Here is a 15788-nt window from a genome sequence, read left to right on the forward strand (position 1 = left end):
TTCCAAATCTCTTACCAGCACAGCAGTACCGGAGTGAACGTTTTTCCGCACGAGAGAAAATCGCTCTGATTTTTTTGCCGGGAGACTTGATTTTGGTATGAGAACCGATTATTGTATTCATTGTATAACCTATAATGAGTCGGGATGTGTCTCCTTTTTAACGCTTTGTGCGGGTGATACCTGTTGAAGGCCGGTTAGAAGCTGCCGGCGTGTTCTCTGGACACAAGGTGAACGGGCTTGCTCATTAAAAGGGTCACTGATGAAAGGAAAGGGTGTTACCATTGACAGAACACGTAATGGAAAAGTCGAAAGTGAATCAATTGTATGATATATTGCTGAACAGCAAAGAACAGACAGATTTTTACGCGCTGGCAGATCAGGTCTTTAAGGAAGGAGAAATCGAAGCTGATAATGGGGAAACCCTTGCACGCCTGTACACGACACTGTCTCTTGACGGCCGCTTTCTGAATGTCGGGCATAACCTCTGGGCACTGCGTAATTGGTACCCGCTGGATCAGCGCGAGGATGACATTGCCAAAACGCTTGGCGATGCCCAGCATGACAAGAACAAGATTGCTGAAGATGGCTTTGATGATTATGATGATTCGGACGAAGACATTGATGACGACGAAACTGAAAACGACGATAATATCACTGACGGCTCTGATGAAGACGACTATGATGATGAAGACGATGACGATGTACAGCGGATCAGAAGAAGCGCCGGGATGGATGACGACGAGGAATAAAAAATGGCAGGCGGCATAGCCAGACTCTTTTCAATGTCTGCCATCAGGGTGAAAAAAGTTTCCTTGATTCGAATCATTAAGTCTGTTAGAATTGCAAAGGGCACAATAGAATCGTTATTAAGAACCAAAAGCGAGCCCTCCGGTAAAGGAGCGGTTTCGCTTTTATTTTTTTATGCTATAAAAAAAAGTATAAAATTTTAGCGGATTATAGTATAAGCGCAACTAAGGCTCAGCCTGCACTAGAGGCTTGGCTTTGCCAAGTTTTCTTTACAGAAATCGTGTGGAGCGATCAAAAAAGTATCTGGTGAAGGGCTTTGCATGGCTTATTTGTATTTTCGCGATAAGGGGGAAACGTGAAGAATGACGAAGTATATCTTTGTAACAGGCGGTGTGGTATCGTCACTCGGGAAGGGAATTACTGCAGCTTCCCTCGGACGGCTGCTGAAAAACAGAGGACTTAGGGTAACGATCCAGAAGTTTGATCCATACATCAACGTGGATCCGGGGACGATGAGTCCTTATCAGCACGGAGAAGTTTTCGTGACTGATGATGGGGCGGAAACCGATCTCGATCTCGGCCACTATGAGCGGTTTATTGATATTAACCTGAACAAGAACAGCAATGTAACAACAGGAAAAATCTATTCATCCGTACTGAAAAAAGAGCGTCGCGGCGACTATCTGGGCAGAACGGTGCAGGTTATCCCCCATATTACCAATGAGATCAAGGATCGTGTGTTCCGGGCGGGAAAAACGACGGGTGCCGATGTTGTGATTACGGAGATTGGCGGAACGGTCGGAGATATTGAAAGCCTGCCGTTTCTTGAGGCAATTCGTCAAATCAAGAGCGCCGTCGGCTTGGATAACGTGCTCTATATCCATTGTACACTGATCCCGTACATCAAGGCTGCCGGGGAAATGAAGACGAAACCAACACAGCACAGTGTCAAGGAACTGCGCAGTCTGGGCATCCAGCCGAATGTGATCGTTGTACGCACAGAACACCCGATTACGCAGGAAATGAAGGATAAGATTGCTCTGTTCTGCGATATCGACAAAAATGCGGTGATTGAAGCACGCGATGCGGAAACCCTCTATCAGGTGCCGCTGCAGCTGCAGGCCCAGCATCTGGACGATATTGTCTGTGAGAAGCTTGATCTCCCGGCCGGGGAAGCGGACATGAGCCAGTGGCATGATTTGGTGGACAAGGTCCTGCACCCGAAACGCCAGGTGAAAATCGGTCTGGTCGGCAAATATGTGGAACTGAAAGATGCCTATATCTCAGTTGTCGAAGCTCTCAAGCACGGCGGCTACAATTTTGGCGCGGAAGTCCATGTTCAGTATATTAACTCCGAAGATTTGCTGCCGGACAATGTGGAGGGTTATCTGAAAGGTGTCCAGGGTGTCATCGTTCCCGGCGGTTTTGGCGATCGCGGGATTGAAGGCAAGATTCTGGCAATCCAATATGCACGGGAACATAAATTGCCGTTCTTCGGTATCTGCCTCGGCATGCAGCTGGCTTCAGTTGAATTTGCCCGTAACGTGCTTGGCATGTCGGGTGCGGATTCTACTGAATTCAACAAAGAAGCAGACGATCCGATTATCGATCTGCTACCTGAGCAGCAGGATGTTGAAGATTTGGGCGGTACACAGCGTCTCGGCCTCTATCCATGCAAAATTCTCAAGGATACGAAGGCTTTTGAAGCCTATGGCAAGGAGATTATTTACCAGAGGCACAGACACCGCTATGAATTCAATAATCAGTACCGCAAAGCTATGTCGGAAAGCGGCATGACTTTCTCGGGGCTGAGCCCGGACAACAGGCTGGTCGAGATGATTGAATTGGAAGGCCATCCATGGTTCGTTGCCTGCCAGTTCCATCCGGAATTCAAATCACGCCCAACACGGCCAGAACCATTATTCCGCGATTTTATTCATGCCTCACTGGAAACTGAATAATTAAGTCCAATAAGAGGACTGTCTTTCAAACCTGGACAACAGGCTGAGGAGACGGTCTTTTTTGCACCACAATTTTATGATCACCGATTTGACAGCTCTTTAAATGTTCAATGTGTTTCATAGATTCGAATTGAAAATGAAGGAAAGGCATTCCAATATGTCGAAATTTATGAAGTGCGGGTTGGTTGTGGAAATCTGAAAAACGGCTGCCACAGCATATCAGTTGAAAGAGGGGAACCATGATGGTTGGCAGTGAGGGGAAAGACTCTGTTAAAGTAATGGTTGTGGATGATCAAGCCGGTATTCGGCTGCTGCTTCATGAGATACTGAAAGGCGAAGGCTACACCGCGCTGCTGGCGGCAAATGGCAGTCAGGCATTGAAAATGATACAAGACCAGGACGTGGCACTTGTCTTGCTTGATATGAAAATCCCTGGAATGAAGGGAACGGAGATTTTGAAAAAGATGAAGGAACTTAAGGCTGGAATCAAAGTTATGATCATGACGGCGTACAGCAATGAACAGATCGTGCAGGACGCAATGAAAAGTGGAGCGATCGCCTGCTTTTCCAAACCGTTTGATATCAGCGAACTGGTGGCGGCGATAAAACGGGCAGTAGAATAGCAGCGCCAATCTAGCGGAACAGAGATCTGTTCGAGCGCTATAAGGATACCGAATGTTTTTTTTATGGTATAATAATTAAAGACAAGCAGTATAGTGATACGTAACTTTTTCGGATGTAATATGACTGATGCCTTTCCACTGAATCTGAAATAATTTGCAGAAAATTTTTTGCAGGACATAGGCGGACTTCTTTGTTCATACATATTTAGCTGTGAAGTCCGGTTCCAGCAGTGCCACAGCCAGGCTGGCGCATGCTCATTTAAGTGACTGAAAAGGAAGTTTTATGAACATGGAAAAATTACTTATTGAGGGTGGTCACCGCTTGGACGGCGCTGTCCAGATAAGCGGAGCGAAGAACAGTGCGGTAGCGCTCATTCCGGCAACGATCCTTGCTGATTCGCCGGTTACAATTGATCAGCTTCCCGATATCTCTGATGTCCGTACGCTTTGCAAGCTGTTGCAGGAAATTGGCGGAAAAATTATTTTTCGTGACAATACTATTGTGATTGACCCGAGGGAAATGGTGGACATGCCGCTTCCAAACGGATCGGTCAAAAAATTGCGCGCATCTTATTATATGATGGGTGCGATGCTTGGTCGCTTTCATAAGGCGGTGATTGGCCTGCCGGGCGGATGCAATCTTGGCCCGCGTCCGATCGATCAGCATATTAAGGGTTTTGAAGCGTTGGGTGCTAAGGTTACTAACGAACGCGGCGCAATTTACTTACGTGCGGATCGGCTTCACGGCGCCCGTATTTATCTGGATGTTGTCAGTGTAGGCGCAACGATTAACATTCTGCTCGCTGCAGTCAGGGCCGAGGGCCAGACAGTCATCGAAAATGCCGCCAAAGAGCCGGAGATCATTGATGTGGTCACTTTGCTGACGAGTATGGGTGCGAAGATCAAGGGTGCCGGTACCGACGTGATACGGATTGAAGGTGTCCGTGAGCTGCACGGCTGCCGCCATATGATTATTCCTGACCGGATTGAGGCGGGCACGTTTATGATCATCGGTGCCGCTCAAGGCCGCGAACTGCTGATAGACAATGTTATCCCGCAGCATGTGGAATCCCTGACAGCGAAACTTCGTGAAATGGGCGCCGACGTTCAGGAAGGCGAAGATCAAATGCTCGTCTCCCGCTGCACAGGTGTGCTGAAAAGTGCTGATGTCAAGACACTGGTTTATCCTGGATTTCCGACTGATCTTCAGCAGCCGCTGACCAGTCTGCTGACTCAGGCACAGGGCACTAGCATTATTACTGACACTATTTATGATGCACGATTCAAGCACATTGATGAATTGCGGCGGATGGGTGCCGATGTCAAAGTTGAAGGACGTTCAGCAATTTTGAGCGGGTCATCGCATCTGGAAGGAGCAAAAGTCCGTGCGACGGATCTACGCGCCGGGGCTTCACTGGTTATCGCCGGATTGATTGCAAGCGGCATTACAGAAATCACCGGTGTTGAACACATCGACCGCGGCTATGATCATCTGATGGAGAAACTGGGCGGCATCGGTGCGCATGTCTGGCGCGAGCAGGTGGAAGACGCCGAAATCCGTGAGAATTTAAGAGAACAGGAATGATTTACAGATAGATCGTGCTTTAAAAATAGGGCCTGAAAACGGTTCTTTTTTTATTGGAGGTATTTCTGATTCAAGCGGGAATACGGGATAATAGTTAATGAATGGTACATTTTATTTGGCGGTTATTAATATAGAATAGGGTGATCACGCGGCGATTGAGTTTTTCAGAATCTATTTGTTTACAGAAAGTGATTTTGGAAATGAGGATCATTTTTCTGCTTTTACGCTGGGGAAGGGTTCGGGAAGCGATGCCGATAGAAGAGATGGTGCGGTCAGGTTTCTTGAAAAGAGCTCATGAGTGGGAATAATAGTTGATAAAATGGGCATAATATGCTAAAAAGGAAATAGATTAAATGATATGAACGTTTGGGCTCTTGGAAAAATTATCCCGCTTCTGACGTTTGGCAGGATTAATTCCGGCCGGATACCCCTATGAATGGCAGCGGGATATGAACCCTGGTGGAAACTTTTCTTTTTCCTCTTCAGGCACGTATCAGTGCTAAATTACAGCAACCGAAAGTGAATGCACAACAAGATGTAAAATGCCCCCATTCATGCATTGGATGCTGTAATGAGAACTTCCTATCTTTTTTCGTTCACTAAACCAATCCATTGGATCAGATAAAGACAATTTAAAGAAATGTGGTGTGGCAATGCCAATAACATTAGCAGAATTAGAGAATATGAAACTCAAAGATCTCTATGAGCATGCTAAGGAATACAAGGTTTCTTATTACAGTAAGCTGACAAAGCGTGAGCTTATTTTTTCAATCCTGAAGAAGCAGGCGGAGCAGGATGGACTTTCCCTGATGGAAGGTGTTCTTGAAATCATTCCTACTGAAGGTTTCGGATTTCTGCGCCCGATCAACTACTCGCCAAGTTCCGAAGACATCTATATTTCCGCATCGCAGATTCGACGCTTTGATCTGCGCAACGGCGATAAAGTTACGGGGAAAGTGCGGCCGCCAAAAGAAAATGAACGTTATTTCGGGCTGCTTCGTGTTGAGGCAGTGAATGGCGAGAACCCGGATACAGCAAAAGAGCGTGTGCATTTCCCGGCGCTGACACCGCTTTACCCGGATCGCCATATGGTTCTTGAAACAGAAAAAGAAAGTCTCTCAACTCGTATTATCGATTTGATTTCACCGGTCGGTTTCGGACAGCGCGGGCTGATTGTCGCACCACCGAAAGCCGGAAAAACCACGCTGTTGAAGGAAATTGCGAATAGCATCAGCATCAACTATCCGGAAGCCGATTTAATCGTTCTGCTTGTCGATGAGCGGCCCGAAGAAGTGACGGATATTGAACGCTCAGTAAAAGGAGATGTCGTCAGTTCGACTTTTGACGAGGTACCTGAGAATCATGTGAAGGTTTCGGAACTGGTGCTCGAACGGGCAATGCGTTTGGTAGAACAGAAACGCGACGTGATTATTCTGATGGACAGCATTACCCGACTGGCCCGCGCCTATAATCTGGTCATTCCGCCAAGCGGGCGTACATTGTCAGGCGGTATCGATCCGGCGGCTTTTCACAAACCGAAGAAGTTTTTCGGAGCGGCGCGCAATATCGAGGAAGGTGGCAGTCTGACCATTTTGGCAACTGCACTGATCGACACTGGTTCGCGCATGGATGATGTTATTTATGAAGAGTTCAAAGGAACTGGCAATATGGAGCTGCATCTTGACCGCCGACTGGCCGAACGGCGCATCTTCCCGGCGATCGACATCCGCCGTTCCGGAACACGCAAAGAAGAGTTGCTCGTCAATGCCGATCACCTTGACAAATTATGGACCATGCGTAAAACAATGGATGAATCTGCAGAATTTGTGGAATCTTTTTATAAACGGATCAGGGAAACCAAATCCAATGAGGAGTTTTTTGACCTGTTTGACAAAGAGAAAAACGGTCTGCTTCATGCACAAAATTAAAAGATCCGATCCTTGGCCGTGTAGCAATGCGCTTGCAAATTGTTTTTTGGTTTGATATAATGGTCGCTGTGCGTTATGTTATCAGACTCTGGTTTGAGAGAATAATCAGGGCGCAAAGGAGATGAATGAAATGAAAACAGGTATCCATCCTGACTATCACAAAGTAGTATTTGCGGACGCAAGTACCGGTTTTAAGTTTTTGAGCGGTTCAACGAAGACTTCGAATCAGACAGTTAAATGGGAAGACGGTAACGAATACCCGTTAATTTCTGTCGAAGTAAGTTCCGACTCACATCCATTCTACACAGGCCGTCAGAAATTCGCGGACAAAGGCGGACGTGTTGACCGGTTCAAACAGAAATATAATCTCAAGTAAGGATTGTATTCAGATGCTTAAAAAAGAAACGGCACTTTCTGGCCACGGCAACAGCGGAATTTTGCTGCTGCAAGTGCCATTTTGGAAACGGCCGTTTTAATTTTGCACGTTTTTCCACCTGCACCGTGGAGAAGCGACAGGCAGGATCTCCTGCCTGTTTTTTGTATATAAATATCTGCTGAAATGCTCATATATGAGAAACGTCCGGTAAAAAATAAAGCTGAGTCAAGTCGGATTTTTAAAACCTAAGCGGGTTGAGAAAAATTCAACTAACTTGTTGCGGTGTCTTAGGCTACTCAAGGCTCGCGCCGAATCAGGCGAATGCGCACCGAAATCGCGAAACAATCGAATGAGCAATTTTTACATATATTGAGAAAGGAAGACTATCCTGTGGCACAGCTTTTTTTCAAGTACGGCGCGATGAACAGCGGTAAATCTATTGAAATCATCAAGGTAGCACACAACTATGAAGAACAAGGGAAGCCGGTGCTGCTCTTTACTTCCGGCATTGATGACCGGGATGAGGTCGGCTCGATTTCCAGTCGGATTGGATTCAAGCGCTCTGCCATTCCGATTTTTAAAGAAACAGATATTTTCAACATTGTTGTCGATTATCAGCCGAGGCCACATTGCGTTCTGGTTGACGAGGCACAGTTCCTCAGTAAGGAACATGTGCTTCAACTGACCAAAATTGTCGATGAATGCGATATACCGGTAATGGGGTTTGGTTTGAAGAATGATTTTCGAAATGAACTGTTCGAAGGCAGCAAGTATTTGCTGCTTTATGCGGATAAGATTGAGGAAATGAAAACGATCTGCTGGTTCTGCGAAAAAAAAGCGACAATGAACCTGCGCATTGACGGTAATGGTAAACCGGTCTACTCGGGAGAACAGATTCAGATCGGTGGCAACGAAAGTTATTATCCAGTGTGCAGACGCTGCTATATGCATCCGCCGATCTGATTCGTTTTGGCGGATACACTGCCTTTTTTTGACGCCCAAAACCTGCGATAATATAATTAATATATAATGGAAGATATCGGTTAAAACGCTTCCCCTAAATGGATGAGGTGGAAATTATGTTTGAACGTCTGCAGTCGATGGAGGAACGGTATGAAAAGCTGAATCAGCTTCTGGCTGATCCTAACGTGATTAATGATCCGTCAAAACTGCGCGATTACTCAAAAGAACAGTCTGATCTTGAGGAGACTGTTACTGTTTATCGAAAATACACAAAAACCGAACATGAACTTACTGACGCGAAAACGATGCTTGACGATCGGCTGGATGATGGAATGAAACAGATGGTTCAGGATGAAATGGACCGTCTTGAGGTGCAGAAGAAGAGCCTGGAAAATCAGCTCAAGCAGCTGCTTATTCCTAAAGATCCGAATGATGACCGGAATGTTATTGTTGAAATCCGCGGTGCGGCCGGCGGGGACGAGGCGGCACTGTTTGCCGGTGATCTCTTTCGGATGTACTCCCGTTATGCTGAACAGCACGGATGGAAAACGGAGATTATCGATGAAAGCCCGAATGAAATCGGCGGGTATAAGGAAATTGTCTTCATGATTACCGGGAAAGGCGCGTACTCCAGGCTGAAGTACGAAAGCGGAGCCTACCGTGTGCAGCGTGTGCCGGAGACTGAAAACGGTGGGCGGATACATTCATCCACCGCGACGGTAGCCGTATTGCCGGAAGCGAAAGATGTTGAAGTTGAGCTGAATGATAAGGATATCCGCGTCGACCGGTTCGCCTCAAGCGGTCCCGGTGGGCAGAGTGTTAACACAACGATGTCGGCGATCCGGCTGACCCATATTCCAACCGGAATTGTGGTTTCCTGTCAGGAAGAACGTTCACAGATCAAAAATAAAGAAAAAGCGATGAAAGTCTTGCGTGCCCGTGTCTATGATAAATATCAGAAGGAAGCTCAGGAAAAATATGATTCAACCCGAAAATCAGCGGTCGGGACGGGCGATCGGTCGGAGCGGATTCGCACCTACAATTTTCCGCAGAATCGGGTGACTGATCATCGGATCGGGTTGACCATTCATCAGCTCGATCAGGTTCTGGGCGGCAAACTTGACGATATCATTGACGCACTGATTTTAAATGATCAGGCGAAAAAAATAGAACAGGCGGATGCCCGGTGACACTTAAAAGATTCGAAGCACTCAGATGGGCGTCTTCTTTTTTGAAAGAACATCATCGTGACGAAAATATAGGGGAGATTTTGCTTGAGAGCAGGCTTCATCTTTCCCGAACGGATTTGTTAGCCGATCTTAAGGAACCGCTCTTTCCGCAGGATGAGGAGTGGCTGAAGAAACGCGTGAGTGAACATGCGATAAAAGGCATTCCGGTTCAGTATATGATCGGTCAGGCACCTTTTTATGGAAGAAATTTTAAAGTCACACCTGATGTGCTCATCCCGCGCCAGGAGACAGAAGAACTTGTCTACCGGTGCGGTGCATGGACGGCACGTTTTTTTCCTGATCGGAAAAACATGTCGGTCTGCGACATCGGAACCGGCAGCGGGGTGATTGCGATTACACTGGCGCTGGAACATCCGGACTGGGACGTTACCGCTGTTGATATTTCACCCCAGGCGCTGGCGGTTGCCAAAGAAAATGCAGTGGCTCTGGGCGCGAAGGTCAGATTTAAGCAGGGCAATCTGCTTGATCCTGTAAAAAATCAACCATTTGACCTGCTGGTTTCTAATCCTCCTTATATCTCACAGCAGGAAATGAATGAACTCAACGATACAGTCAAAAATTATGAACCGCATCTGGCTCTGTTAGGAGGTAGAGACGGGCTGGATTTATATCGCTGCATCCTTCGTAGCCTGCCTTCCATCTTCAAAGCAGACCGTCTCCTGCTTGCTTTCGAAATTGGTGCATCCCAAGGGAAAACCGTCAGCAATCTGATCCGTAAAGAATTTTCCGACCAAATTGAAGCATTAGCGGTTGAGCAGGATCTGGCGGGACTTGACCGTGATGTGATGGCTGTTCTTCGCAGAAATAATTTTTGATCGACGTTTAGTTTTCTCGTTTCCTGACCACAATGTCTGGTAAGGAGGCGGGCAAAATGAAAAAAGTTTTAGCACTTATAATTATATTATCTATTAATCTAGTAGTTTTCGTTTTCTGGCAGAGCAGTGCAACAAAGGCTGACGCGAGTGGACCAATCCCGGAAAACGCCATCCGGCTGCGTATCCTCGCAAACAGTGACTCTCCGGCCGACCAGACCGTGAAGCGTCAGGTGCGCGATGCGGTCAACGGAGAGATCACCGGATGGGTTCAGGATCTCAAATCTTCCGGCCAGGCTGAAAAAGTAATCCGCGCGCATATGCCTCAGCTGCGGCAAACAGTGGAGCGGACACTGAAGCAGCTTCACGCGAACAGTGCCTTTAAAATAAAACTCGGGAAGGCGGATTTTCCGACCAAAATGTATGGCAGTTACGTTTATCCCGCCGGCAATTATCAGGCTCTTGTCATTTCGTTAGGCGATGGGAAGGGTGCAAACTGGTGGTGCGTCCTGTTTCCGCCTCTGTGTTTCCTTGATTTTTCAAACAGCGAAGCGGTACGCAACAATACCACTGCCGACCCGTCAACAAGCACACAATCCACTGTTCAGTCTGCGAATCCCGATGACACACAGGCAAGTTCACCGGGCAATGTGCAGCAACCGGTGAGCCAGCCTGATCCCGGTTCAAGCGGATCGGCGGGCCAACCAAAAAACACGCAGGACCAGGTTGAGGTTCATTTCTTCATTGTCGACTTTTTTTCGAAAATCTGGCACTCTGTGACAAAATGATGGACAGCAAATAAAAGTGGAACGATCTCTACTCCTGGCCGGTGAGCCTGAAACAGGGAAAAGGTGTATACTGATACTGTTGTGAAGACCGGCGGAGAGCCGGTCTTATTTAAGCGTGTTCTGTTTCTTTGGAGTGAGAATCCGGCATTTTTGGCCTGCTTGCTCACGGCCTGAATTTATGAATCAATCGAAACAGTAATTTTGGAAAAAAGGAGATTTGATGATGATAGAGACTCAGCTGTGGCGGGTGAATCCTGAAACCGCCGATCTCGAAAATGATCTGCAGATCAAAGCAGCAGCAAAATGTCTCAGTCAGGGCAAAATTGTTGCTTTTCCGACTGAGACGGTTTATGGACTGGGCGGCAATGCGAAATTCCGCGACTCAGTCCAGAAAATTTATGAGGCCAAAGGGAGGCCAAGCGACAATCCGCTGATTGTGCATGTAGCGACCGCGGAACAAGTGCGTGAAATCTGCACGGAAATCAATCCGATCGCAAAAAAATTGATGGACGCTTTCTGGCCTGGGCCGCTGACTCTTGTCCTGCCCTCGCGGGGTGAGGTATCTGATGCGGTGACAGCAGGACTGTCGACCGTAGCAGTCAGGATGCCGAGCCATCCGGTCGCCCGTGCACTGATCCTGGCGTCCGGACTTCCAATCGCAGCGCCGTCTGCGAATAGTTCAGGGCACCCGAGCCCGACAAAAGCAGATCATGTCCTGCACGACTTATATGGAAAGATCGCCGGAATTGTTGACGGAGGTGAAACTGGCGTGGGCGTCGAGTCGACAGTCGTCGACTGCACGACCACACCGGTGACCATTCTCCGCCCGGGTGGTGTCTCCCGCGAACAGCTCGAAGAAGTAATCGGACCTGTGGCCGACGATCCCGGACTGACCAGGCCCGATCAGACACCGAAAGCGCCAGGCATGAAGTACAAACATTACGCACCTGAAGCAACAATGTACCTTGTTCCGGCAGGCGAATCACGGATACAGGAACTTGTGGCACATGAAAAAAACAGTGATCGCCGTGTAGGCGTCCTGACGACTGAAGAAAATCAAAAAGATTTTCCGCAAGCTGATGTTGTGCTTACCTGTGGCCGGCGCAGCGATCCAGAAAGTGTGGCCCACAGCCTTTTTGCTATATTACGGGCCTTCGATGCTGAAAATGTAGATGTTATTTACAGTGAAACTTTTTCGGAAGCCGGTATTGGGAAAGCTGTCATGAACCGCCTTTCTAAAGCAGCAGCCGGCCGCGTGATCGAATAAACCGCACAAAAAGCTTAATTAAACGTTTGTTTATTGTTTTTGCAGGCATCGTTTCCTCCTGATCGCGGGGAACGGTGCCTTTTTATTAGTGCCTAAAAGGAATACCGATTATCACCTGTTCATAAACAACAAAAGATTCAGCAGAACTTCTGGAATACGGAATCCCTTTTTACCGACTTGTCCTGAATTTTACTTATTTACGGCAACTTCTGGATCGGTAGGATGTTTCACCGGTTCGGCAGAAATTTTTTTCAATTTGGTCCAATTTCAGACTGAGATAGAAATTCATCCACATTCCGTTAAATTTTTTTCAATCAACCTGAATTCACTCGTCCAACTCCGCTAAAATTGATCAGTTTTCTTCTTCTAATGCTTCTTGGACATGCATAGATTCTTCTTATGGACAAGGGGGGGAATAGATTTGGCCGCAGATCTGATCAGTCAGGGTTTTGCACTCTGCATTATGGCGCTGGCTCTCGGAATGGATGCATTTTCTGTTTGTATGGGCATGGGCATGACCGCGTTCCGGATAGGCCAGGCGGCAAAAATAGGCCTGTGGATCGGCCTTTTTCATGCTCTGATGCCTCTGTCAGGCATCGTTCTGGGACATCTGCTCTCACATCGTTTTGGCGAGATTGCGGGATTGGCCGGCGGACTTCTTCTTGTTCTGATCGGAACCCAGATGATTCTTTCTTTAGCCAGGCAGGATTATGGCAAAAAAGACCTGGCCTACACATCGGATGCCGGCGTTGTGCTATTTTCGCTCAGTGTCAGCATTGACAGTTTCTCTGTTGGCTTGAGTATGGGACTGTTTGGCACACGCGTTCTGGTAGCGATTACCCTTTTTGGTCTGATCAGTATGCTGATGGCCTGGGCCGGATTTTTCATTGGCCGGCGTACCAAACGATATTTTGGCCGTTACGGCGAGGTGCTTGGCGGCCTAGTTATGCTTTTCTTCGGCTTAAAACTTATTTTTCACATCCCGCTGTAATGGAGCTCAGAATAGCCGGATTTTGTTACGAATCGTTTAAAAGTGATTCCTTCCGACAATAAATTTCCCGGGAAATTGTCGATTAATGCCCGCTTTCGGGCAACCTGTTATAATGAAAAAGAACCATTCTTTAAGAACATTGCTTAACAGGAAAGGACATATAAAATGGCAGTAATGAACCGGCAAATTATTGATGAAGTCAGCGGAGCACTTGCAGATCTGGAAAAAGTAATGCCGTTTGATTCACGGCACTTGCTTGTTATTGGATGCAGCACGAGTGAAATCGGCGGCAGCCGGATTGGCACATCCGGATCAATGGATGTTGCTGCGTCTATTTATCAGGCTTTGAGAAATAGTCACGTTCAGACAGGTGTCCACTTTGCTTTTCAATGTTGTGAACACCTGAACCGGACGCTCGTCCTTGACAGAAAAGTTGCAGAGCAGCGTGGATATGATCCTGTCACTGTCCGCCCGGTTCAGCATGCCGGAGGATCAATGGCAACCTATGCATATGAGCACATGGATGATCCGGTTGTTGTAGAATACATCAAAGCAGACGGCGGCATTGATATTGGAGACACGCTGATCGGTATGCATCTGAAACCTGTGGCAGTTCCTGTACGCAGCGAAATCAAACGAATCGGCAGCGCTAATCTTGTAATGGCGAGAACACGACCGAAACTGATCGGCGGCGAGCGGGCTGTCTATCCTGAGATAGAAACTTCGGGTAAAATATAAATAGTGTCGACTGGGAAAAATTCCGTGCTTTTAAATTGCGAGCACAGGGTTTTTCCTTATTTATAGTCGAGAACAATCATATCCCAGTATTCAAGTGACGGGACTGCCATGGCGGATACTTATGTTACGAGGAATATGATGTGACTCTGAATCAAAAACTATGCGGACTGATTCAAGTAATCAGTTTAAAAACAGAAGCCGCGCGAAACAACTCGATCTTTTCTTTATGGATGGTGGTGCCTGCCCGGATAAAAATGAACGTGTCAAGAACAGCAAGTCTCCTCGCTCAGAGTGATAAAATATGATAAACTTTACTTGAAGAAAACTTGTTGCCAATTGGCAAGCTTGCGGCATAGTTTTGACGGCTATGAATGGCCTAATGCCGTTTTTTAACGGTATAATCAGACATCGAATGTTGAGAGGAGTTGCACGCAATCCATGAGTGGAATTGAAGCACAGGATCCGGATGTTTTCAATGCAATCGAGAAAGAGCTGGGAAGACAGAGAAACAAAATTGAACTGATCGCTTCTGAAAACTTTGTCAGCGAAGCAGTGCTGGAGGCAGCGGGGTCAGTCCTGACGAATAAATATGCGGAAGGTTATCCGGGACATCGCTACTATGGCGGCTGCGAATATGTCGACATTGTCGAAGACCTGGCAAGAAACAGGGCACTGAAATTATTTGGCGCAGAGCATGTGAATGTCCAGCCGCATTCAGGTGCGCAGGCAAATATGGCTGTTTATGATGCCATTCTTGAGCCCGGCGATACAGTGCTTGGCATGCGTTTGTCACACGGTGGACATCTGTCGCACGGCAGCAGCGTAAACTTTAGTGGACAGCTCTATCATTTCGTTGATTACGGGGTAACTAAAGAGACGCAGCGCATTGACTACGACGAAGTAAGAAATCAGGCACTGAAATATAAGCCGAAGCTGATTGTTGCAGGAGCGAGCGCGTATCCGCGTATTATTGACTTTAAAAAATTCCGTGAAATTGCCGACGAGGCGGGTGCAATGCTGATGGTTGACATGGCGCATATCGCCGGACTTGTTGCAACAGGATTGCATCCGAACCCGATTCCATACGCTGATTTTGTGACGACGACAACCCACAAAACACTCAGGGGACCGCGTGGCGGGATGATTTTCTGCAAAAAAGAATATGCCAAGAAACTGGACAAAGCGATTTTCCCCGGTATTCAGGGCGGGCCGCTCATGCATATCATTGCGGCAAAAGCTGTGGCACTGGGCGAAGCACTACAACCTTCTTTTAAAAAATATGCCGCACAGATCATTGCTAATGCCCAAGCATTTGCCACCGCACTGGAGGATAACGGGCTGAACCTCGTCTCCGGTGGTACGGACAACCACCTTCTGCTTGTCGATGTCCGCAATCTGGGCATTACCGGTAAAAAAGCCGAAGCGGTTCTTGACAGTATAGGAATCACAACAAACAAGAATGCAATTCCTTTTGATCCGGAAAAACCGTTTGTGACTAGCGGCATCCGCATGGGCACGCCGGCTGTAACTACTCGCGGGTTTAAGGAAGACGACATGAAGGAAGTAGCAGCTATCATTGCTGCGGCGTTGAAAAATCCTGATGACGAATCAGTGCTGTCCACAGCCGCCGGACGCGTCCATGCGCTGACAGAGAAATATCCGCTTTATGCATCAGGCACCGGCGTTTTTGCCTGATTGCCAATCCAATTATTATAGAAGAAATCCGCCGCATCGCTCGATGGATGGCTGGAAGACTTCC

Annotated in this window: 14 protein-coding genes; all 14 read left to right on the forward strand. The window is 47.4% G+C overall.

What is annotated here, in order from left to right; genetic code table 11:
• Nucleotides 1-272: 272 nt before the first annotated feature.
• The 14 genes from rpoE to COP04_RS04035 all read left to right on the forward strand — a co-directional run bounded on the left by rpoE (nt 273) and on the right by COP04_RS04035 (nt 15724).
• Nucleotides 273-749: a DNA-directed RNA polymerase subunit delta gene (rpoE, locus tag COP04_RS03965; RefSeq protein ID WP_239984754.1), complete on the forward strand. Its 477-nt coding sequence runs from the start codon at nt 273-275 to the stop codon at nt 747-749.
• 360 nt (nt 750-1109) lie between these two features.
• Entirely contained in the window at nt 1110-2708 is a 1599-nt protein-coding gene (locus COP04_RS03975) for a CTP synthase (protein WP_100486797.1), read from the forward strand.
• Between the two features lie 242 nt (nt 2709-2950).
• Entirely contained in the window at nt 2951-3331 is a 381-nt protein-coding gene (locus tag COP04_RS03980) for a response regulator (protein WP_100486798.1), read from the forward strand.
• Between the two features lie 289 nt (nt 3332-3620).
• The gene (locus COP04_RS03985) at nt 3621-4916 is read left to right on the forward strand and encodes a UDP-N-acetylglucosamine 1-carboxyvinyltransferase (RefSeq protein WP_100486799.1); all 1296 of its coding nucleotides are present in this window, start codon (nt 3621-3623) and stop codon (nt 4914-4916) included.
• A gap of 653 nt (nt 4917-5569) precedes the next feature.
• On the forward strand, nt 5570-6844 hold the full coding sequence (gene rho, locus COP04_RS03990) for a transcription termination factor Rho (RefSeq protein ID WP_100486800.1): 1275 nt from the start codon (nt 5570-5572) through the stop codon (nt 6842-6844).
• Between the two features lie 130 nt (nt 6845-6974).
• The gene (locus tag COP04_RS03995; protein WP_100486801.1) at nt 6975-7220 is read left to right on the forward strand and encodes a type B 50S ribosomal protein L31; all 246 of its coding nucleotides are present in this window, start codon (nt 6975-6977) and stop codon (nt 7218-7220) included.
• Nucleotides 7221-7610: 390 nt separating this feature from the next.
• Nucleotides 7611-8183, forward strand: coding sequence for a thymidine kinase (locus COP04_RS04000; protein WP_100486802.1), 573 nt, complete (start codon nt 7611-7613; stop codon nt 8181-8183).
• Between the two features lie 116 nt (nt 8184-8299).
• The gene (gene prfA, locus COP04_RS04005) at nt 8300-9373 is read left to right on the forward strand and encodes a peptide chain release factor 1 (protein WP_100486803.1); all 1074 of its coding nucleotides are present in this window, start codon (nt 8300-8302) and stop codon (nt 9371-9373) included.
• Nucleotides 9370-10248, forward strand: a complete 879-nt coding sequence (gene prmC / locus COP04_RS04010; protein ID WP_100486804.1) for a peptide chain release factor N(5)-glutamine methyltransferase — start codon at nt 9370-9372, stop codon at nt 10246-10248. The genes prfA and prmC overlap by 4 nt, the downstream gene beginning before the upstream one ends.
• Nucleotides 10249-10304: 56 nt before the next feature.
• A complete protein-coding gene (spoIIR, locus tag COP04_RS04015) occupies nt 10305-11033 on the forward strand; it encodes a stage II sporulation protein R (protein ID WP_100486805.1) in 729 nt (242 codons plus the stop codon).
• 223 nt (nt 11034-11256) lie between these two features.
• Complete coding sequence (locus COP04_RS04020; protein WP_100486806.1) at nt 11257-12300, forward strand: L-threonylcarbamoyladenylate synthase; 1044 nt, start codon at nt 11257-11259, stop codon at nt 12298-12300.
• 382 nt (nt 12301-12682) lie between these two features.
• Nucleotides 12683-13291, forward strand: a complete 609-nt coding sequence (locus COP04_RS04025) for a manganese efflux pump MntP (RefSeq protein ID WP_193437386.1) — start codon at nt 12683-12685, stop codon at nt 13289-13291.
• 165 nt (nt 13292-13456) lie between these two features.
• Nucleotides 13457-14029: a TIGR01440 family protein gene (locus COP04_RS04030; protein ID WP_100486808.1), complete on the forward strand. Its 573-nt coding sequence runs from the start codon at nt 13457-13459 to the stop codon at nt 14027-14029.
• 438 nt (nt 14030-14467) lie between these two features.
• Nucleotides 14468-15724 (forward strand): serine hydroxymethyltransferase, encoded by a 1257-nt coding sequence (locus tag COP04_RS04035; protein ID WP_100486809.1) that lies wholly within the window; start codon nt 14468-14470, stop codon nt 15722-15724.
• Nucleotides 15725-15788: the final 64 nt, after the last annotated feature.

The organism is Sporolactobacillus pectinivorans, assembly GCF_002802965.1.
In the GTDB taxonomy this organism is placed as follows: domain Bacteria; phylum Bacillota; class Bacilli; order Bacillales; family Sporolactobacillaceae; genus Sporolactobacillus; species Sporolactobacillus pectinivorans.

Coding starts and splice junctions, on each gene's coding strand:
- COP04_RS03975 (WP_100486797.1), top strand. CDS start 1,110: ATGACGAAGTATATCTTTGTAACAGGCGGTGTGGTATCGTCACTCGGG.
- COP04_RS03980 (WP_100486798.1), top strand. CDS start 2,951: ATGGTTGGCAGTGAGGGGAAAGACTCTGTTAAAGTAATGGTTGTGGAT.
- COP04_RS03985 (WP_100486799.1), top strand. CDS start 3,621: ATGGAAAAATTACTTATTGAGGGTGGTCACCGCTTGGACGGCGCTGTC.
- rho (WP_100486800.1), top strand. CDS start 5,570: ATGCCAATAACATTAGCAGAATTAGAGAATATGAAACTCAAAGATCTC.
- COP04_RS03995 (WP_100486801.1), top strand. CDS start 6,975: ATGAAAACAGGTATCCATCCTGACTATCACAAAGTAGTATTTGCGGAC.
- prfA (WP_100486803.1), top strand. CDS start 8,300: ATGTTTGAACGTCTGCAGTCGATGGAGGAACGGTATGAAAAGCTGAAT.
- spoIIR (WP_100486805.1), top strand. CDS start 10,305: ATGAAAAAAGTTTTAGCACTTATAATTATATTATCTATTAATCTAGTA.
- COP04_RS04020 (WP_100486806.1), top strand. CDS start 11,257: ATGATAGAGACTCAGCTGTGGCGGGTGAATCCTGAAACCGCCGATCTC.
- COP04_RS04025 (WP_193437386.1), top strand. CDS start 12,683: ATGCATAGATTCTTCTTATGGACAAGGGGGGGAATAGATTTGGCCGCA.
- COP04_RS04030 (WP_100486808.1), top strand. CDS start 13,457: ATGGCAGTAATGAACCGGCAAATTATTGATGAAGTCAGCGGAGCACTT.
- COP04_RS04035 (WP_100486809.1), top strand. CDS start 14,468: ATGAGTGGAATTGAAGCACAGGATCCGGATGTTTTCAATGCAATCGAG.